This is a genomic window from Collinsella sp. BA40, assembly GCF_008014645.1.
In the GTDB taxonomy this organism is placed as follows: Bacteria; Actinomycetota; Coriobacteriia; order Coriobacteriales; family Coriobacteriaceae; genus Collinsella.
Genome location: NZ_VOWY01000016.1, coordinates 59,038 through 74,591, shown reverse-complemented (window position 1 = coordinate 74,591; position 15,554 = coordinate 59,038). Strand labels below are relative to the sequence as shown.

General features: G+C 64.3%; 15 protein-coding genes. 2 read left to right on the top strand and 13 right to left on the bottom strand.

Annotation, left to right across the window (positions count from 1 at the left end):
- Positions 1 to 56: 56 nt before the first annotated feature.
- From E4J93_RS07435 to E4J93_RS07400, 8 genes are all read right to left on the bottom strand, one after another.
- The gene (locus tag E4J93_RS07435) at positions 57 to 710 is read right to left on the bottom strand and encodes a CpsB/CapC family capsule biosynthesis tyrosine phosphatase (RefSeq protein ID WP_147588828.1); all 654 of its coding nucleotides are present in this window, start codon (positions 708 to 710) and stop codon (positions 57 to 59) included.
- Positions 711 to 719: 9 nt separating this feature from the next.
- Positions 720 to 1,493, bottom strand: coding sequence for a CpsD/CapB family tyrosine-protein kinase (locus E4J93_RS07430; RefSeq protein ID WP_147588827.1), 774 nt, complete (start codon positions 1,491 to 1,493; stop codon positions 720 to 722).
- Between the two features lie 2 nt (positions 1,494 to 1,495).
- Positions 1,496 to 2,155, bottom strand: a complete 660-nt coding sequence (locus E4J93_RS07425) for a YveK family protein (protein WP_147588826.1) — start codon at positions 2,153 to 2,155, stop codon at positions 1,496 to 1,498.
- A 129-nt stretch (positions 2,156 to 2,284) separates the two neighbouring features.
- The gene (locus E4J93_RS07420; protein WP_255431966.1) at positions 2,285 to 3,697 is read right to left on the bottom strand and encodes an ATP-binding protein; all 1,413 of its coding nucleotides are present in this window, start codon (positions 3,695 to 3,697) and stop codon (positions 2,285 to 2,287) included.
- Between the two features lie 12 nt (positions 3,698 to 3,709).
- Positions 3,710 to 4,393: a response regulator transcription factor gene (locus E4J93_RS07415; protein ID WP_147588825.1), complete on the bottom strand. Its 684-nt coding sequence runs from the start codon at positions 4,391 to 4,393 to the stop codon at positions 3,710 to 3,712.
- Positions 4,394 to 4,441: 48 nt separating this feature from the next.
- A complete protein-coding gene (gene pstB / locus E4J93_RS07410) occupies positions 4,442 to 5,290 on the bottom strand; it encodes a phosphate ABC transporter ATP-binding protein PstB (RefSeq protein ID WP_370511762.1) in 849 nt (282 codons plus the stop codon).
- A 119-nt stretch (positions 5,291 to 5,409) separates the two neighbouring features.
- Entirely contained in the window at positions 5,410 to 6,789 is a 1,380-nt protein-coding gene (locus E4J93_RS07405) for a sensor histidine kinase KdpD (protein ID WP_147588824.1), read from the bottom strand.
- Positions 6,790 to 6,855: 66 nt separating this feature from the next.
- Positions 6,856 to 7,557: a response regulator transcription factor gene (locus tag E4J93_RS07400; RefSeq protein WP_147588823.1), complete on the bottom strand. Its 702-nt coding sequence runs from the start codon at positions 7,555 to 7,557 to the stop codon at positions 6,856 to 6,858.
- A 171-nt stretch (positions 7,558 to 7,728) separates the two neighbouring features.
- Between E4J93_RS07400 and E4J93_RS07395 the strand changes: the two genes are divergently transcribed.
- Positions 7,729 to 9,084, top strand: coding sequence for a D-alanyl-D-alanine carboxypeptidase family protein (locus E4J93_RS07395; protein ID WP_147588822.1), 1,356 nt, complete (start codon positions 7,729 to 7,731; stop codon positions 9,082 to 9,084).
- A gap of 102 nt (positions 9,085 to 9,186) precedes the next feature.
- Here E4J93_RS07395 and E4J93_RS07390 read toward each other — a convergent pair whose 3' ends face one another.
- From E4J93_RS07390 to E4J93_RS07370, 5 genes are all read right to left on the bottom strand, one after another.
- Entirely contained in the window at positions 9,187 to 9,645 is a 459-nt protein-coding gene (locus tag E4J93_RS07390) for a hypothetical protein (RefSeq protein WP_187231660.1), read from the bottom strand.
- A complete protein-coding gene (locus tag E4J93_RS07385; protein WP_147588821.1) occupies positions 9,645 to 10,682 on the bottom strand; it encodes a TatD family hydrolase in 1,038 nt (345 codons plus the stop codon). The genes E4J93_RS07390 and E4J93_RS07385 overlap by 1 nt, the downstream gene beginning before the upstream one ends.
- Positions 10,676 to 11,566 (bottom strand): 16S rRNA (adenine(1518)-N(6)/adenine(1519)-N(6))-dimethyltransferase RsmA, encoded by an 891-nt coding sequence (gene rsmA, locus E4J93_RS07380; RefSeq protein ID WP_147588820.1) that lies wholly within the window; start codon positions 11,564 to 11,566, stop codon positions 10,676 to 10,678. The genes E4J93_RS07385 and rsmA overlap by 7 nt, the downstream gene beginning before the upstream one ends.
- A 145-nt stretch (positions 11,567 to 11,711) precedes the next feature.
- The gene (metG, locus tag E4J93_RS07375) at positions 11,712 to 13,313 is read right to left on the bottom strand and encodes a methionine--tRNA ligase (RefSeq protein ID WP_147588819.1); all 1,602 of its coding nucleotides are present in this window, start codon (positions 13,311 to 13,313) and stop codon (positions 11,712 to 11,714) included.
- Between the two features lie 87 nt (positions 13,314 to 13,400).
- Positions 13,401 to 13,715 carry a hypothetical protein gene (locus E4J93_RS07370; RefSeq protein ID WP_147588818.1) on the bottom strand — a complete coding sequence of 105 codons (315 nt, stop codon included), beginning with the start codon at positions 13,713 to 13,715 and terminating at the stop codon, positions 13,401 to 13,403.
- 269 nt (positions 13,716 to 13,984) lie between these two features.
- On the opposite strand from E4J93_RS07370, the gene E4J93_RS07365 reads away from it, so the two are divergent.
- Positions 13,985 to 15,553 carry a type I restriction-modification system subunit M gene (locus E4J93_RS07365; RefSeq protein WP_255431965.1) on the top strand — a complete coding sequence of 523 codons (1,569 nt, stop codon included), beginning with the start codon at positions 13,985 to 13,987 and terminating at the stop codon, positions 15,551 to 15,553.
- Position 15,554: the final 1 nt, after the last annotated feature.

The window sequence follows — 15,554 nt, the reverse complement described above, 5'->3', positions numbered from 1 at the left end:
GGCCTGCCGCCCATGTCGCGAGTCTACGGCGTAAACAACCTATCGGCACACAACAGCTAGCGCTTCATGTGACGGCCGCAGACGGAAAACTTGCTGCGGGCGGTCTTGAGATACTCATAATGCTTCACGCTATGGGCATCGCTGGCAATATAGCTGTAGAGGAACCGTTCGAACATCCGCTTTGCCGGCTTACGCTCCTTCCCGAAGCGACCTCCGGCGATGAAATCAGCCGATGCCTGCAGGCGGCATCCCATGCGCACCAGGTTCTCGGCAATGCCCACGTCCTTCTGGATCGCCTGACAGCGCTCGGGATGAGCGATGATCACCTCGTAACCGCGACCCTGGAGCTCGTATATCGCACGCTCGAACGAGGAGAACTCAAGGGCGCCCGCCCTCGTCGGCAACTCGAGCAACAGCTCGTTGCTGCCATCGAAATGCAGATAGTCCGATGCCTCGACGCCCAGCTCGATCAACTTCGCGTAGTTGACCTCGAACCCCATCTGCAAGGGAAAGCCCTGCGCATGCGATTTCAACAGCTTGAAGGAAGCCCACATCGAATCGAAATCGAAATACGGATCGCGACAGTGCGGCGTGCACACGATAGACGTGACGCCCGCCGCCTTCGCAGCCTCGAGCATGGCGAGGCTCTCATTCAAATCGCGCGCGCCGTCATCCACATACGGAAGGATGTGGCAATGGATATCGCGCATACGCCCCGCCTAACGCTTGGCAAACCGGCTGCCGCCGCCCTGCGGACGCGCGCCGGAGGCCTGCTCCACGCGGGCGACCGCTTCGGAGTCGGCAAACAAGCTCGAGTCAACCGGATGCGCGGCACCCTTTGAGTAATACGAGTAATAATCGTTGGACGTGCCGTCGCAGAAGCTCATCACCGTGCCGATGATATTGACGTCGCCCTTGCGAAGCTGCTCGACGGCAGCAATGGCCTCGCTGCGCTTGGTGAAGTTCTCGCGAACCACGAACAGCACGCCGTCGACCAGCTGGCCCACCTCGGCGGCGTCGACGAAGGCGCCAACCGGGGGCGTGTCCACGATCACATAGCGGAACTGGCTCTCCAGGCGCGCCATCAGGTCGGCGAAGCGACGGGAGGCGATGATGTCGGCAGGATTGGGAATCTGCGGCTCGCAGTCGAGGAAGAACAGATTGGCCTGATCGGTCTTCACGAGGGCGTCCTCGAGCGCTACCTGCTCGGACAGCACGGAATACAGTCCATGCTGGGCATGGACGCGAAGAAGGCTCGCAAGCGTGCGGCGACGCATATCGCACTCCACCAGCACGACGCTCGCTCCGCTCGAGGCGATGGCGCACGCCAGGTTGTATGCGGTCGTCGACTTACCCTCCTTGGGCTTCGAAGACGTGATGGCGAGCGATTGGATCGGCCGGTCGACGCTGGCAAAGCGAACGTTTGCCAGCAGGGTCTTCATAGCATTCTGTACGGCGAGCTTGCTGTCGCCGCGACGCTTCTTTGCTGCCATGTCTATTCACCAGCCTTCATGGTAGGAATCCAACCGATAACGGGAATACCGAGCAGCTCCTCGGCCTCCTCGGCGTTGCGAACGCGCGTGTTGAGCATGTCCATCAGCACGATGGCGGCGACGGCGGCGAACAGGCCCGCCAAGAATGCCACGGCGACATAGAGCACGCGGTTGGGACCGGACGGCGCAGCAGGCGGCTCCGCCACATCGATGACGTTGACGCTCTCGGCCATCTGGACCTCGCGGGCGACATCGGACACGGTGCTCGCCATGGCGTTGGCGACGCGTGCGGCGCTCGTAGCATCGGGACCGGTAACGGACAGCGTGATCACGCGCGAGGTGGTCTCGCTGGAAACGCTGATCTTATAGGCGGCCAGGCTCTTCATGCCAAGCTCCTGCGCCGTGCCCTTCACGACGACATCGCTTTGCAGCAGGCGCGCGACGTCGTTGGCGATCATCTGCGATGCGGAGAGGTCGTTAAAATTCGTCGCCCCCTCGTTGCCGGCAGCACGGGCGAGGATATACATGCTCGTCTGAGCCGTATAGGTATCCTCCATCATGAAGATACTCGCAGCGCCCATGGCGATGGCGCACGCAACCGGCAACACGATTACCAGCAGTACGTGCTTTTTTATTAGTTGAAACAATTCCAGCAGGGTCATCCCATATACCTCCAGAACAACATGGTGCCTTGATATGGTAGCGGATGAGAGCACTTCTTGGGAGGTCCGACGGAACCACCGCGCGGTGCACATAGAAAACGTATCACCGACGCGCGAATTGCGCGCGAACTACGCCGCCGCTCCGTCAAACGGCCCGGGAAAGCGCACCGTGATGGTCGTCCCCTCGCCCAACTCGCTCTCCACCTTGATCGACGCTCCATGGAAGAGCGCCGCGTGCTTGACGATGGCCAGGCCCAGGCCCGTACCGCCGCGCATCTTGGAACGGCTCTTGTCCACGCGATAGAAGCGCTCGAACACCTTATCCTGTTCGTCTTTGGCGATGCCGATGCCCGTGTCGCTCACGCGCACGAACGGGACCCCGCCATCCAGGCCGCATCCGACCTCGACGGACCCACGGGGGCGGTTGTAGCGGATAGCGTTGCTCACCAGGTTGTACACCAGGCCGTCAAGCAGGCGCGGCACACCCTCGATCACGACCGGATCGCACGAAGTCGACAGCGTCACGTCCGACGCCGCCGCAACGCCTTCCAGTCGCTGGTAGATGGAGTCGATGAGGCGCGCCATGTCCACCGGCTCGCGCGAGCCCAGGGTCTCGAGGGCGCCGGCATCGTCGCTGTGCTCGGCCTCGTCCAGATTGGACAGCGTGAGAATATCGTTGACCAGCGAGGTGAGACGGCCGGCTTCCATATGGATGCGGTGCGCGAATTCCTGCTTATCGGCCTCGTCTTCCACCATGCCGCTCGCGATCAGCTCGGCGTATCCCGAGATGGCGGTGAGCGGCGTCTTGAGCTCATGGGTGATGTTGGCGGTGAACTCCCGGCGCATGCGGTCGTTGTCGGCCAGCACGCGCATCTGCCGCTTGAGCTCTTGACGTTGGTTTTCGATGCGCTCCAGCATGGGGACCATCTCGGCGTACGCATGCTCGAGGTTGTCCTTCGGATGGTCGAGGTCGACCAGCAGCAGCGGCGCGATGATGGCCCGCGACTCGCGGCGCGCGGCGAACCACGCCACGATCGCGGCGACGACGCCCAACGCCAGCAGCGGTACCAGCAGGCGCGCGAAGATCGCAACGTAGCTCTCCTGCGGCTTGGCCAGGCGGATGATGCGGCCGTCGCTCAAGCGCACCGCCTCGTACACCATGGTCTCGCCCACCGTGGTACTCGAGCGCTCCGCGGAGCCGGTACCGTACAGAGACGCCGCGCGGATCTCGGGGCGATCGGCATGGTTGCCCATGTCCTCGGGATCCTCCACGTTGTCATAGAGAACCGTTCCATCCGAAGACAACAGCGTCAAACGGCTGTCGTCCAGGTCGACCTCGTCCAAAAACGCCTTGTCGCCCGTCGTCTGCTCGAGCGCCGCCGCCACCACATCGGTCTCCTCGATAAGCTCGCGGCGCGTGGATTCGATCAGGTTGCTCTGCAGGTACGCCGTGCCGGCGATCATGAAGAGCAGAATCGCGATGATGGCCACCACGAAGATGGTGGAGAACACGCGATGGGAAAGGGATTGCCGGGTGCTCACCGTCGCGCTTCCCTACTCGACCGCGCGGTCGGCAAAACGATACCCCACGCCGCGCACCGTCTCGATGCATCCCGCTCGTTCCCCCAGCTTCTGGCGAAGGGTCTGCACATGCACGTCCACCGTACGCGATCCGCCGTCGAAATCCCAGCCCCACACGCTCTGGAGCAGCGCCTCGCGCGAGAACACGATGCCGGGCTTGCGCATGAGGTATTCGAGCAGCTCGAACTCGCGCAGGGTGAGCTTGACCTCGACGCCGTCCACCACGACCTGGCGATGGCTCGGGCTCAACACGATGCCGCCGGCCGAGAGGGTATCGCTGACCTTCTTCATCATGCCGCCACGGCGCAGCAGCGCGCGGCAACGACTTGTGAGCTCCATGAGCGAGAACGGTTTGGTCAGGTAATCATCGGCGCCGCCGTCCAGGGCAACCACCTTATCGAGCTCCGTATCCTTCGCGGTGAGCATCATGATGGGGAGCGTGGCGGTCTCCTGGTCGGCGCGCAGGCGATGCAAGATCTCCAGCCCGTCGGTATCGGGAAGCATGATGTCCAACAGGACGGCATCGGGCACGCGCTTGGTCACGGCGGCCTTGAACTCGCTGTCGCACGAGAACCCCTCGGCCTCGATACCCTGCTGACGCAGCGCATACAGCGTCAAACCGCGGATGTTGTCATCGTCTTCGACGTAGTAAATCATGGATGGTCGCCTCTCGCCTCGCCTCTAGCCCATCATACCCCGATGCCGTTATCCGAAGCGGCCCGTCAGGTAATCTTGCGTGCGAACGTCGCGGGGGTTGCGGAACAGCTCGCCGGTCTCGGCATGCTCGACCAGCTCCCCCAGCAGGAAGAACGCAACGGAATTGGAGATGCGGGACGCCTGCTGCATGTTATGCGTGACCACCACGAGGGTGTAGTCCTTCTTGAGCTCCAGCGCCAGCTGCTCGATCATGACGGTCGACACGGGATCGAGCGCCGATGTGGGCTCATCCATCAACAGCACCTCGGGCTTGACAGCCAACGCGCGCGCGATGCACAGGCGCTGCTGCTGGCCGCCCGAAAGGCCAAGACCGGACTGCCTGAGCTTGTCCTTGACCTCGTCCCACAGCGCGGCACGGCGCAGGGAATCCTCCACCAGCCCGTCGATCTCATCGCGATCCTTGATGCCCAGGCCGCGGGGACCATATGCCACGTTGTCGTAAATGCTCATGGGGAACGGGTTGGGGCGCTGGAACACCATGCCCACCTGCTGGCGCAGGCGGGTTACGTTGTAGTCCTGGTAGATATCCTGGCCGTCCAGCAGGATGCTGCCCTCGATGCGGCAATCTTTCACCATATCGTTCATACGGTTGAAGCAGCGCAGCAGCGTGGACTTACCGCAGCCGGACGGGCCGATGAACGACGTGATCTCGCGATCCTTGATATCGATCGAGACGTCCTTCAGCGCATGGTGGTCGCCGTAGAACAGATCGAGGTTGGACACCGCGATGCGCGTCGGATGGTCCTCCGTCTTCGCAAGCGCCTCGTCGAGCACGCCCGTCTCGCGTCGGCGCGCGGCCTCAAGCTCTGCATCCCAATTTGATCGTGCCTCGTCCACCTGGCAACCTCCTCTTGCACCCTGGGTATAGCTCATCAGATGGTACGCGAGCCGTTTCATGCAGGTGAAAGGCGTTTGTTAAGACAACGTAAGGCGAGGTGTCGTGCGGTCGAGCCGTCCTAGTCGGGCAGATCGATGGTGAAGACCGTGCGCTCGGGCGTCGAGGAGCAGACGATGGTGCCGCCGTGCGCGCCCACGATCTCCTTGGCGATGGCCAGACCCAGGCCGGCCCCTCCGTGATTGGTGGCGCGTGCCGCATCGAGGCGGTAGAACTTCTCGAAGATCACCTTGAGCTTGGGCCCGGGAATGGGGTCGCCCTGGTTTTCGAAGCAGATGCGCACCCCGCCGCCGTCGCGCCGATGCGCGCGCACGCGAATCGTCGACCCCACGTAGCTGTACGCGATAGCGTTCTTCATAACGTTGTTGAACACGCGGGCCATCTTGTCGCCGTCCACCAGCACCGTAAGACCCTCGGGCACCTCTATCTGGGCATGCTTGCCCTGCTCGGAGAGGATGGGGTAGAACTCATCGGCCACCTGGGCGAGCATGAGCGCCAAATCGATATAGCCGCGCGTGAGCACGATGTCGTGGAAATCGAAGCGCGTGATGTCGAAGAACTCCTCGATGAGGGCGTCCAGGCGATGCGCCTTCTCCAGCGCCACCCCCGTGAAGCGCACGCGCTGCTCAACGGGTAGGTCCGGCGCCTCCTCGAGCAGCGAGAGATAGCCCACCACGCTGGCAAGCGGCGTCTTGAGGTCGTGCGCCAGATAGGTGACGAGGTCGTCCTTGCGGCGCGCCTCGTCCAGCAGGGCCTGGTCGCTTTGGCGCTCGCGGGCGCGCACGCGGTTGATAGCGCCCTCGACCTCGAGGTAATCGCCGTCGAGGTGGTCCCAGCTATCGCGATGCTCGACCAAACGGTCGACCAGATGCTTCGCGATGGCGGCATCGGCCTGCTCGCGGCCGCGGCGCTGCCCGTACATGAACATGGCGCGGCCGGCGAAGAAGGTCCCGCACACGGCGAGCGCCAGGAAAAAGCCGCAGAACATGAAGAAGTAGTCGATATCCAGGAACAGCGGGCCGGCGCTGCGGCGCACCACATGCCCCAGCAGCAGCAGGGACTCCCAGGCGATACCGCCCATCACGACGCTGCGGCGCACGTTGATGAAGCGGTCCACGAGCATATAGCCCACCAGGTAGCACGCCAGGAGGAGCACGATGTTATCCAGGCCCACCAGCTCGAAGAGCAGCACCGCCAACACGACGAGCGCCACCACGCGGCTGTCGAAGAAAAGCTTGAGCTTCTCGAAGACGTCCTCGATGTGGTCGCCGCCGGCAGCAGCGTTCACGACGGGCGCCTCGTTCGCATCGGACGCCGGCCGCACGTCGCCGCCCGCGCCCGCCTGGGCGCGCACCGCCCCATCCCGTACGTTGGGCGCGCCGGTCATGGGGTTGATGGGGGCGCGCTGGCCGCGCGCGGCGCGGTTCTTATCGGCTTTCATGCAGTTCGCCTTCAATCGTAGTTCTCGTTGGCCGCAATACGGCACGCGCTCGATCGGGGTTCGAGGCTACTTCTCGATGGTGTAGCCGACTCCCCAGATGTTCTTGATGAAGCGCGGGTTCTGGGCGTCGTCGCCGATCTTTTCACGCAGATGGCGGATGTGCACCATCACGGTGTTGTTGGAGCTCGCCATGAACTCCTCGTCCCACACGGCCTGGAACAACTCCCCCACCGGCACCACGCGCCCGCGGTTCTCGGCGAGGTAGAGCAGGATCGAATACTCGAGCGGCGTCAGGCGCACCGGCTTCTCGTCCACCGACACGCTGCGGGCATCGCGGTTGATCACCAGGCCGTTGAACGCGAGCACGGCCGCCGCCTCCTCCGCCTCGCTGCGCGTGCCGTAGCTTGTATACCGCCTGAGCTGCGCCTTTACACGCGCCACAAGCTCAAGTGGCCGGAAGGGCTTGACCACGTAATCATCGGCGCCCAGTGTAAGGCCCTCGATCTTATCGGTCTGGGAATCGCGCGCCGTGAGCATGATCACCGGATAGGTGCGCTCGGCGCGAATGGTGCGCAGCAGCTCGAAGCCGTCGATATCGGGCAGCATGATGTCGAGCACCGCCAGGTCGAACTCGCGGCTCAAGATCTCGCGCGCAGCATCGGCGCCCGTATACGCCAGGGTCACGTCGAACCCCTCGTTGCGCAAATATATCCCCACCAGGTCGGTGATCGTCTTCTCATCGTCTACCACGAGAATTCGCGTTTGCATACATGCACTCCCTTCCGCGGTTCCATTATCGCCGCGCCGCGGCGCGGGGTGCGGACATTTGATAGCAGTTAAGCACACGTTAAGGTAATACCCAAAGGAAGCGCACAGCTCGCAACCGCTATACTCATGCTCAGCATCGCCCGCAACCACATACAAAGGACCACCGCCCCTATGAGAACCATCCCCGTCGCGCGCCATCGCGCCCGCCTCGCCGCAGCCATCGCCTTCTCGCTCATCCTGGGTGCCGCACCCGCCGCCTCCTTCGCCGAGATGCGCGACACCGACATCATCTGCGGCGCCACCTACACCGAAGACGTGCGTGAAACCGAAGACCGTCCCGACCTCGCCTGCCAGGAGGCCATCGTTATGGGCAAGAACGGGACGGTGTACTTCGAGCGCGACGCCGACAAGGAGGTGAAAATCGCCTCGATCACCAAGGTCATGACCGCCATCGTGACCCTGGAGAACACGGATGCGAGCGACGAGCTCACCGTGGACCATCGCGCCGCCACCGTGGGGCAGTCGTCGGCCGACCTGCGCGAGGGCGATGTGCTCACACGCGACGAGGCGCTCAAGGCGCTGATGATCCCCTCGGGCAACGACGCCGCCATGGCGCTCGCCACCTTCACCGGCTCCAAGATCGACCCCGCCAGCGACGACCCCTACCAGGTCTTTATCGATGCCATGAACGCCAAGGCCCAGGAGCTGGGTATGGAGCATTCCGTCTTCTCCAACCCGCACGGCCTGGACTTCGACGGCTGGGAGGGCGATTTCCACTCCACCGCGCGCGACGTGGCAACCATGTTCGCCTACGCCATGGATAACGCGGAGTTCCGCGCGCTCACCTGCGACGATAACCCTCAGATCACGGTGACCGGCGCCGACGGCGCCGAGCGGACGATCGACATGATCGAACGCAATAAGATTTTGGGCCAGGAGGGCAACATCGGCGGCAAGACGGGCGGCACGTACGAGGCGCTCCAGTGCTTCGTGGGTGCCTTCCAACGCGATGCCGGCGGCGAAATCTACACCGTCACCCTCGGCTCCGAGGGCGACGAACAGCGCTGGGCCGACACGCTCGCCCTGGCGAACTGGTACTACGACCACGTGGTACCCTATCCCGTCGCACCCACCACGCGCACCTGCGGCGAGGGCATGCCGCTGGTCGCGCGCGCCCCGCATGCGGACTGGTCCGACAAGACCGTCGATATCACGGCCGAGCACCCCGAGCAAACGGTCGACCTCTTCAGCCTCGCCGGCGACGTCGAGCTCGAGCTTGATCTAAACGAGCTGCACGGCGACGTGCGCGAAGGCGATGCCGCCGGAACCATCCGCGTGATGCAGGACGGAACGGAAGTTGGCCGGGCGCCGCTGGTGTGCGCCGAGAACCTTGACGCGCCGTCGGGCTTCGATTGGGTGATGGTGCAGATCGACCGCCTCTTCCGCTTGGTGAGCGGCCGGCCCGCGCAGGCCGAGGTGCGCCAGTACGCCGAACCCGTCAACGCGCACGACCTCGACATGGCATAGCGGCGCGCCTGCAACCATGCGCGTACAAGAAGCGGGGCCGCCCGTGGCAGTTCGTTCTCCTGCCCGGGCGGCCCCGCTGTTTTCACCTCGATGGGCGACGTGCTACTTTTTCTTGCGTCGACGCTTCTTGGCGGCCTTGGCCTCCTTCTCCTCGCGCTTACGACGCTCGACCGCATCGCGAAGCACCTGGCGCTGCTCGGCATATTTGATCTCGGTGAGCTTCTTGGCCTGGCGGCGCGAAGCGAACCACACCACGAACGTCACCAGGAACAGCACGGAGGTGGCGATACCCGCCATATACTCGAGCCCCTGGTTGCCCGAGCTGCCAGCCACGGTAAAGACCACATAGCCCAGCACGGTGCAGGCAAGCAGCGCGTATGCAACGCGCGTGAGCGGCAGGCTGCGATGGATCTCGCCATCCACGTTGGGGCCGCCCATGGCCGCCTCGCGACGCTCGCGCAAGATCTGGTCGGTCGTCTTCTCGACCGCGGGCTCCGTGGATTCCGGGGCCGCGTCGTCCATGACGTCCGCCTCGTGCTCCTGCAGTGACGTATCTACCATTACTCGTGCCTTCCAAACAGCTTCGTTGCGTTGCGCCAGACAGCATACGCGATATCGTCCGGGTTTTCACCCGTCCGGGACGAACGGTCGCACGCAAGCGCGGCGGCGGTCCATCCGATCATAGCGGGTTCGCACTCCAAGCCGCGCAGGGGCTCGGGCGCCATGTAGGGGCAATCGGTCTCAAACAGCAGGCGGTCGATCGGGCAGGCCGCAAACGCCTCGCGCACCTCGTCGTTGCGCTTGAACGTGGCCGCACCGCCGAAGGCGATGTAGCAGCCCAGGTCGCAGAAGCGCTCCATGGTGGCGCGGTCCTCGCCGAAGCAGTGAAGCACGCAGCCGGCTGCCGGCACGCCCACGTCTTTGAGCACGCGATACGCATCGACATGCGAGGTGCGTGCCAGGTCGTCGGCCTCGTGGCGCACGTGGAGCTCGACGGGCACGTTGCGCGCGCATGCGAGCTCGAGCTGGCGGGCCATAACCTCCATCTGCAGATCGTGCGGAGCGGCCTCGATGTTGTCCTCGGCGTCGAAGTGGTAATCCAGACCGATCTCGCCCACGCCCCAGCACAGCGGGTCGTCGAGCGCCGCGGCCACCTGCGCGTGCACCGCATCGGTATACGCCGGCGCGCCGTACGGGTGCACGCCCGCCAGATAGCCCACGCGCTCGAGCAGCGCCGCGGGCCGGCCGAGCGCCGGGTCCGCCTCATGCGCATCGGTCACCGGGTATGCCGGGGCGTTCAGGCTCCCGGCCTCTTCTAGCAGCTCGCGCGCGTCCGCGAGCCAGCCGCGCAGCTGCACGGCGTGCGCCTGCGGATCGCGCTCGTCAGCCAGCGGATCGTAGACGGCCGTCATCTGGCGCACGCCCGCCAGGGCCGCACGGGCAAGGACCTCGGCCGGCTCCTTGCCCCAGAAGCTCATGAGATGCGCATGCGTATCGGCCAGGGGCGCTGCAGGGACAGGCGCCTCGAAGCGCTTCTTTTTCTTGTAGAACGCCAGCTCGAAGCGCGGGTCGTACGACGCCTGGGGCGCGGCTAGCATGCGGCATCCCCCGCCGCGTGCGACAGCGCGGCGGCCAAGCGGATGAAGTCCTCGACCTGCAGCGACTCGGCGCGCGCGGCGGGCGCGATGCCGCAGGCGGCGAAGGCCTCGTCGAGCTGCGCCTTATCGAAGCCGATGGCCGACATGGAGTTGCGGATGGTCTTGCGGCGCTGGGCGAAGGCCGCCTCGATCACGCGGGCGATCCGGGCGCGGTCGGCGCCGTCGGCCAGCAGCTCGCACACGGACCCGCCGGCCAGGCGATCGATGCGCACCACCGCGGAGTCGACGTGCGGCGCGGGCATGAAGCAGCGCGGCGGCACCTCGAAGCGGCCCGTGACCTCGCCGTACAGGCCGAGCTTGGCCGTGTAGGCGCCAAACGCCTTGGTGCCCGGCACCGCGGCGATGCGGTCGGCCACCTCTTTCTGTACCATCACCACGGCGCGGCGGAGCGTCGGCATGGTCTGGAAGAACTGCAGGATAATGGTGGCTGCCACGTTGTAGGGCAGGTTCGCCACGAGCAGCTCGGGCTCGCCGTCCAGCGCCTCGGCGACCGCCGCGGGCGGGAGCGTCAGGGCGTCGCCCATGATGAAGCGGAAGTTCGAATGATCCATGGCGTGAGCCGAAAGCACCGGTTCGAGCTCGGCATCCATCTCGATGGACGTCACGCGCGCAGCCTCCTGCAGGAGCGCGAGCGTGAGCGTACCGATACCCGGGCCCACCTCGAGCACGCGCTCGGTTCCATCGAGCTCGGCCAGCGCCATGATGTGCTCGATGACGTGGTTGTCGATGAGGAAATTTTGGCCCAGGCGATGCTTGGTTGCCAGCCCGAACGCCTCGAGCATCTCGCGCGTGGCCGTAGGGTTCGCAAGCGGGGAGGTAGTCATAGGCCGCTCCATTCAAAAGCTCAGCAAAGAAAACGACCGCCCGAAGCGCCCGAGATCGCCGCGAACGCGAAACGCAGCGCGCTTGAGACGCGCAGGCGACGGTCAGGCGGCAGGGTCGGGTGCCCCGGGTGGTCGAGCAGGTCGATTAACCCAGGCGGGGGAAGAGCGCCTCGCCCTTCTCCACCGGCAGGCCGGCGGCGAGCTGGCCCCAGGCGCAGGCAGCGGCCATATCGTCGGTCAGGCCTTCCGCCTCGCAGCCGATGCGGCGCAGGGCCTCGGCGCTCGTGCTCGGCATGAGCGGCATGAGCAGGTGCGCGGAGATGCGAATCGCCTCGAGCAGGTTCCAGATCACGTTGGCGAGCTCGCCGGCCTTGGCGGGGTCCTTCGCAAGCGTCCAGGGCTCGGAGTCCTCGATGTAGTGGTTGGCAGCGTGGACCAGGTCCATGATCTCCTTGGCGGCATCGCCGTAGGCGAAGGCCTCCATCTTGGCAGCATAACGGTCGAAGATGCCCTCGGCGGTCGCCGCCAGCGGGTTCTCGGCATAGCCGGCGGCAGCGGCGTCACGCTCGGGCGTGGCGCCCTCGAAGTACTTGATGCACATGTTGGTCGAGCGCGAGATGAGGTTGCCCCAGCTGTTGGCCAGGTCGGCGTTGTAGACCTGCTCCATGCGGCCGAAGCTGATGGCGCCGTCGGTGCCGGGGGTGACGTCGGTCATGAAGTAATAGCGGTAGCCCTCGACGCCCAGCTTCTCGATGACCTCGCGCGGGGCGATGGCGTTGCCGCGGGACTTGGACATCTTCTCGGCCTTGCCGGTCTCCTCGTTCTTCACGGTGAGGAAGCCGTGGGCGAAGACGTGCTCGGGCAGGGCCTCGCCCAGCGCCATGAGCATGGCGGGCCAGATCACGCAGTGGAAGCGGATGATGTCCTTGCCCACGATGTGGGTCTGCGCGGGCCAGCGGTAGGCGAAGTCGGCCGCAGCCTCGTCGCCCTCCTGGCCATAGCCCACGGCGGTCATGTAGTTGGTGAGGGCGTCGAACCACACGTAGGTGACGTGCTCCTTATCGAAGGGCACCTCGATACCCCAGTCGAAGGACGTGCGAGAGACGGAGAGGTCGTTCAGGCCGCCCTCGACGAACGAGCGGACCTCGTTCATGCGGAAGTCGGGCTGGACGAAATCGGGATGCTCGTCATAGAGCGCGAGCAGCTTGTCCTGGAACGCGGAGAGCTTGAAGAACCAGCTCTCCTCCTTGACGCGCTCGAGCGGGCGGTCGCAGTCGGGGCAGAGGTGCTCGCCCTTGGTGCCGCGGGCCTCGTCGGCCTTGTCGACCTGGGTCTCGGTGAAGAAGGTCTCGTCCGGCACGCAGTACCAGCCGTCGTAGCTGCCCTTGTAGATGTAGCCGGACTCCTCCATGCGGTCCCACAGATACTGGACGGCGCGCTTCTGGCGCTCCTCGGTGGTGCGGATGAAGTCGTCGTTCGAGATCTCGAGCTCATTCCACAGCTCATGGAAGTGCGGGGCCTGGGAATCGCACCACTCCTGCGGGGTCATACCGTGCTTCTCGGCGGCCTCGGCGACCTTCTGGCCGTGCTCGTCCATGCCGGTGAGGAACTTGACGCTGTAGCCGGCGGCGCGGCGGTAGCGCGCCTGGACGTCGGCGATGATCGTGGAGTACGCGGTGCCCAGATGCGGGTCGGCGTTCACGTAGTAAATGGGCGTGGTGATGTAATAGGACGGCTTCGTGCTCATGACGCGAGAATCCCTTCCCTCTTGGTTTTTATGCAATTCTTCATTCTAGCAGGGAAGCCGCGCAATTCGCCACCCACGCCGCGCGATTTACCACGGGATGCTATCGCACGTCCTGTTGATTTCTTCATACGTCTTCTCGAGATTTCTAAAGAGCTCGGAGCTTTCCTCGCGCCCGCGACCGAACAGCCTCGCCTTGATACCATGCCTCTCGAGTTCGTCATTCAACGAGTTGATAAGCTTGAGCCCGTCATCGTCGCAAGCCGGGCATTCGAAGATGTACTCATCATCGCGCGCACGCGCCTTGATCTCTCCAAGGGCAAGGCCCGTCGTCTTTTTAATCAGCATGCAGACCTTGGCCGGCACCTCACCTATTGGCAGCTTAATTCCAATCATCATGTCCATTCCGATGCCTCCTAAAACTCGTTCAATCGACGAATGCGCTTGCCGGGGACACTCTTCCTATAGTTTCCGCCATGCCAACCCTCATGATGCTCATCGTGCGCTGCTGGATAACCGTAGCTAGACACAGCAAAGCATACGCATCCCCACCTAGGAAGCGGGGGACGGACGGAACGACGCCGCGCGATGTCCGCACGAGGGGTTACACTGATTCCAACTGTACGCCCATTCCTGCGCCGCGCGAGCCGCCGGCAAGAAAGAGGTGCTTGACCTTGGCAGCCCCGTCGAACCGCGAGACTCAGCGCACCGAGCTCCACAAAGCCATCTGGAAAATCGCCGACGAGGTCCGCGGCGCCGTGGACAGCTGGGATTTCAAGGCATATATCCTGTGCTTCCTGTTCTACCGCTTCATCTCCGAGGACCTGGCGGAATACATCGACGAGGACGAGCGCGCTGCCGGCAACCCCGATTTCTCCTACGCCGACCTCGCCGACGAGGAGGCGGAGGGCGTCCGCGAGGACCTGGTCGAGCTCAAGGGCTACTTCATCCTCCCCTCCCAGCTCTTCCAAAACGTCGCCAAAGCGCCCGAGAAGGACCCCGAGCTCAACATCCACGTTGCCGAGATCTTCAAATCGATCGAAGGGTCAAGTGTGGGCTGCTCGTCCGAGAAGGACTTCAAGGGCCTGTTCGACGACGTGGACGTAACCTCCAACAAACTCGGTGCCACGCTCGAGGAGCGCATCACCCGCCTGGCCAAGATCATCACCGGCATCCGCGACCTGGACTTCGGACGTGTGCGCGACGCACAGATCGACCTGTTCGGCGACGCCTACGAGTACCTCATGAACATGTACGCCAGCAGCGCGGGCAAGTCGGGCGGCGAGTTCTTCACCCCGCAGGAGGTCTCGGAGCTGCTCGCGCGCATCGTCATCGGCAACAAGACCGCCATCAACAAGGTGTACGACCCGGCCTGCGGCTCGGGCTCGCTGCTGCTCAAGTTCGCCAAGATCCTGGGCACCGAGAACATCCGCCAGGGCTACTTCGGCCAGGAGATCAACCCCACCACCTACAACCTGTGCCGCATCAACATGTTCTTGCACCATGTGCCGTTCGATAAGTTCAACATCGAGCGCGGCGACACGCTCATCAACCCCATGCACTGGGACGACGAGCCCTTCGACGCCATCGTGTCCAACCCGCCCTACAGCACCAAGTGGATCGGCGACGACGACCCCACCCTCATCAACGACCCGCGCTTCGCACCCGCCGGCGTGCTCGCGCCCAAGTCCAAGGCCGACCTCGCCTTCACCATGCACATGCTCTCGTGGCTCTCGTCCAAGGGGCGTGCGGCGATCGTCGAGTTCCCGGGTGTGCTGTACCGCGGTGGCGCCGAGCAGAAGATCCGCAAGTACCTGGTGGAGGGCAACTACGTTGAGGCCGTCATCCAGCTGCCCGCCAACCTCTTCTTCGGCGTGACCATCGCCACCTGCATCATCGTGCTCTCCAAGTCCAAGACAGACGACAAGGTGCTGTTCATCGACGCGTCCAACCTCTTTGAGCACGTGGGCAACAAGAACAAGCTCATGCCCGAGCACATCGAGAAGATCAACGCGCTGGTGCAGGAGCGCACCGAGGAGCAGTACCTCTCGCACCTCGTGGGCATCGACGAGCTGGGCGGCGAGAACAAGTACAACCTCTCCGTGTCCACGTGGGTCGAGAAAGAGGACACGCGCGAGAAGATCGACATCGTGGAGCTCAACGCGCGCATCAAGGGCATCGTGGCGCGCCAGCAGGAGCTGCGCGAGCAGCTCGACGCCATCGTCGCCGACCTGGAGGGGTAAG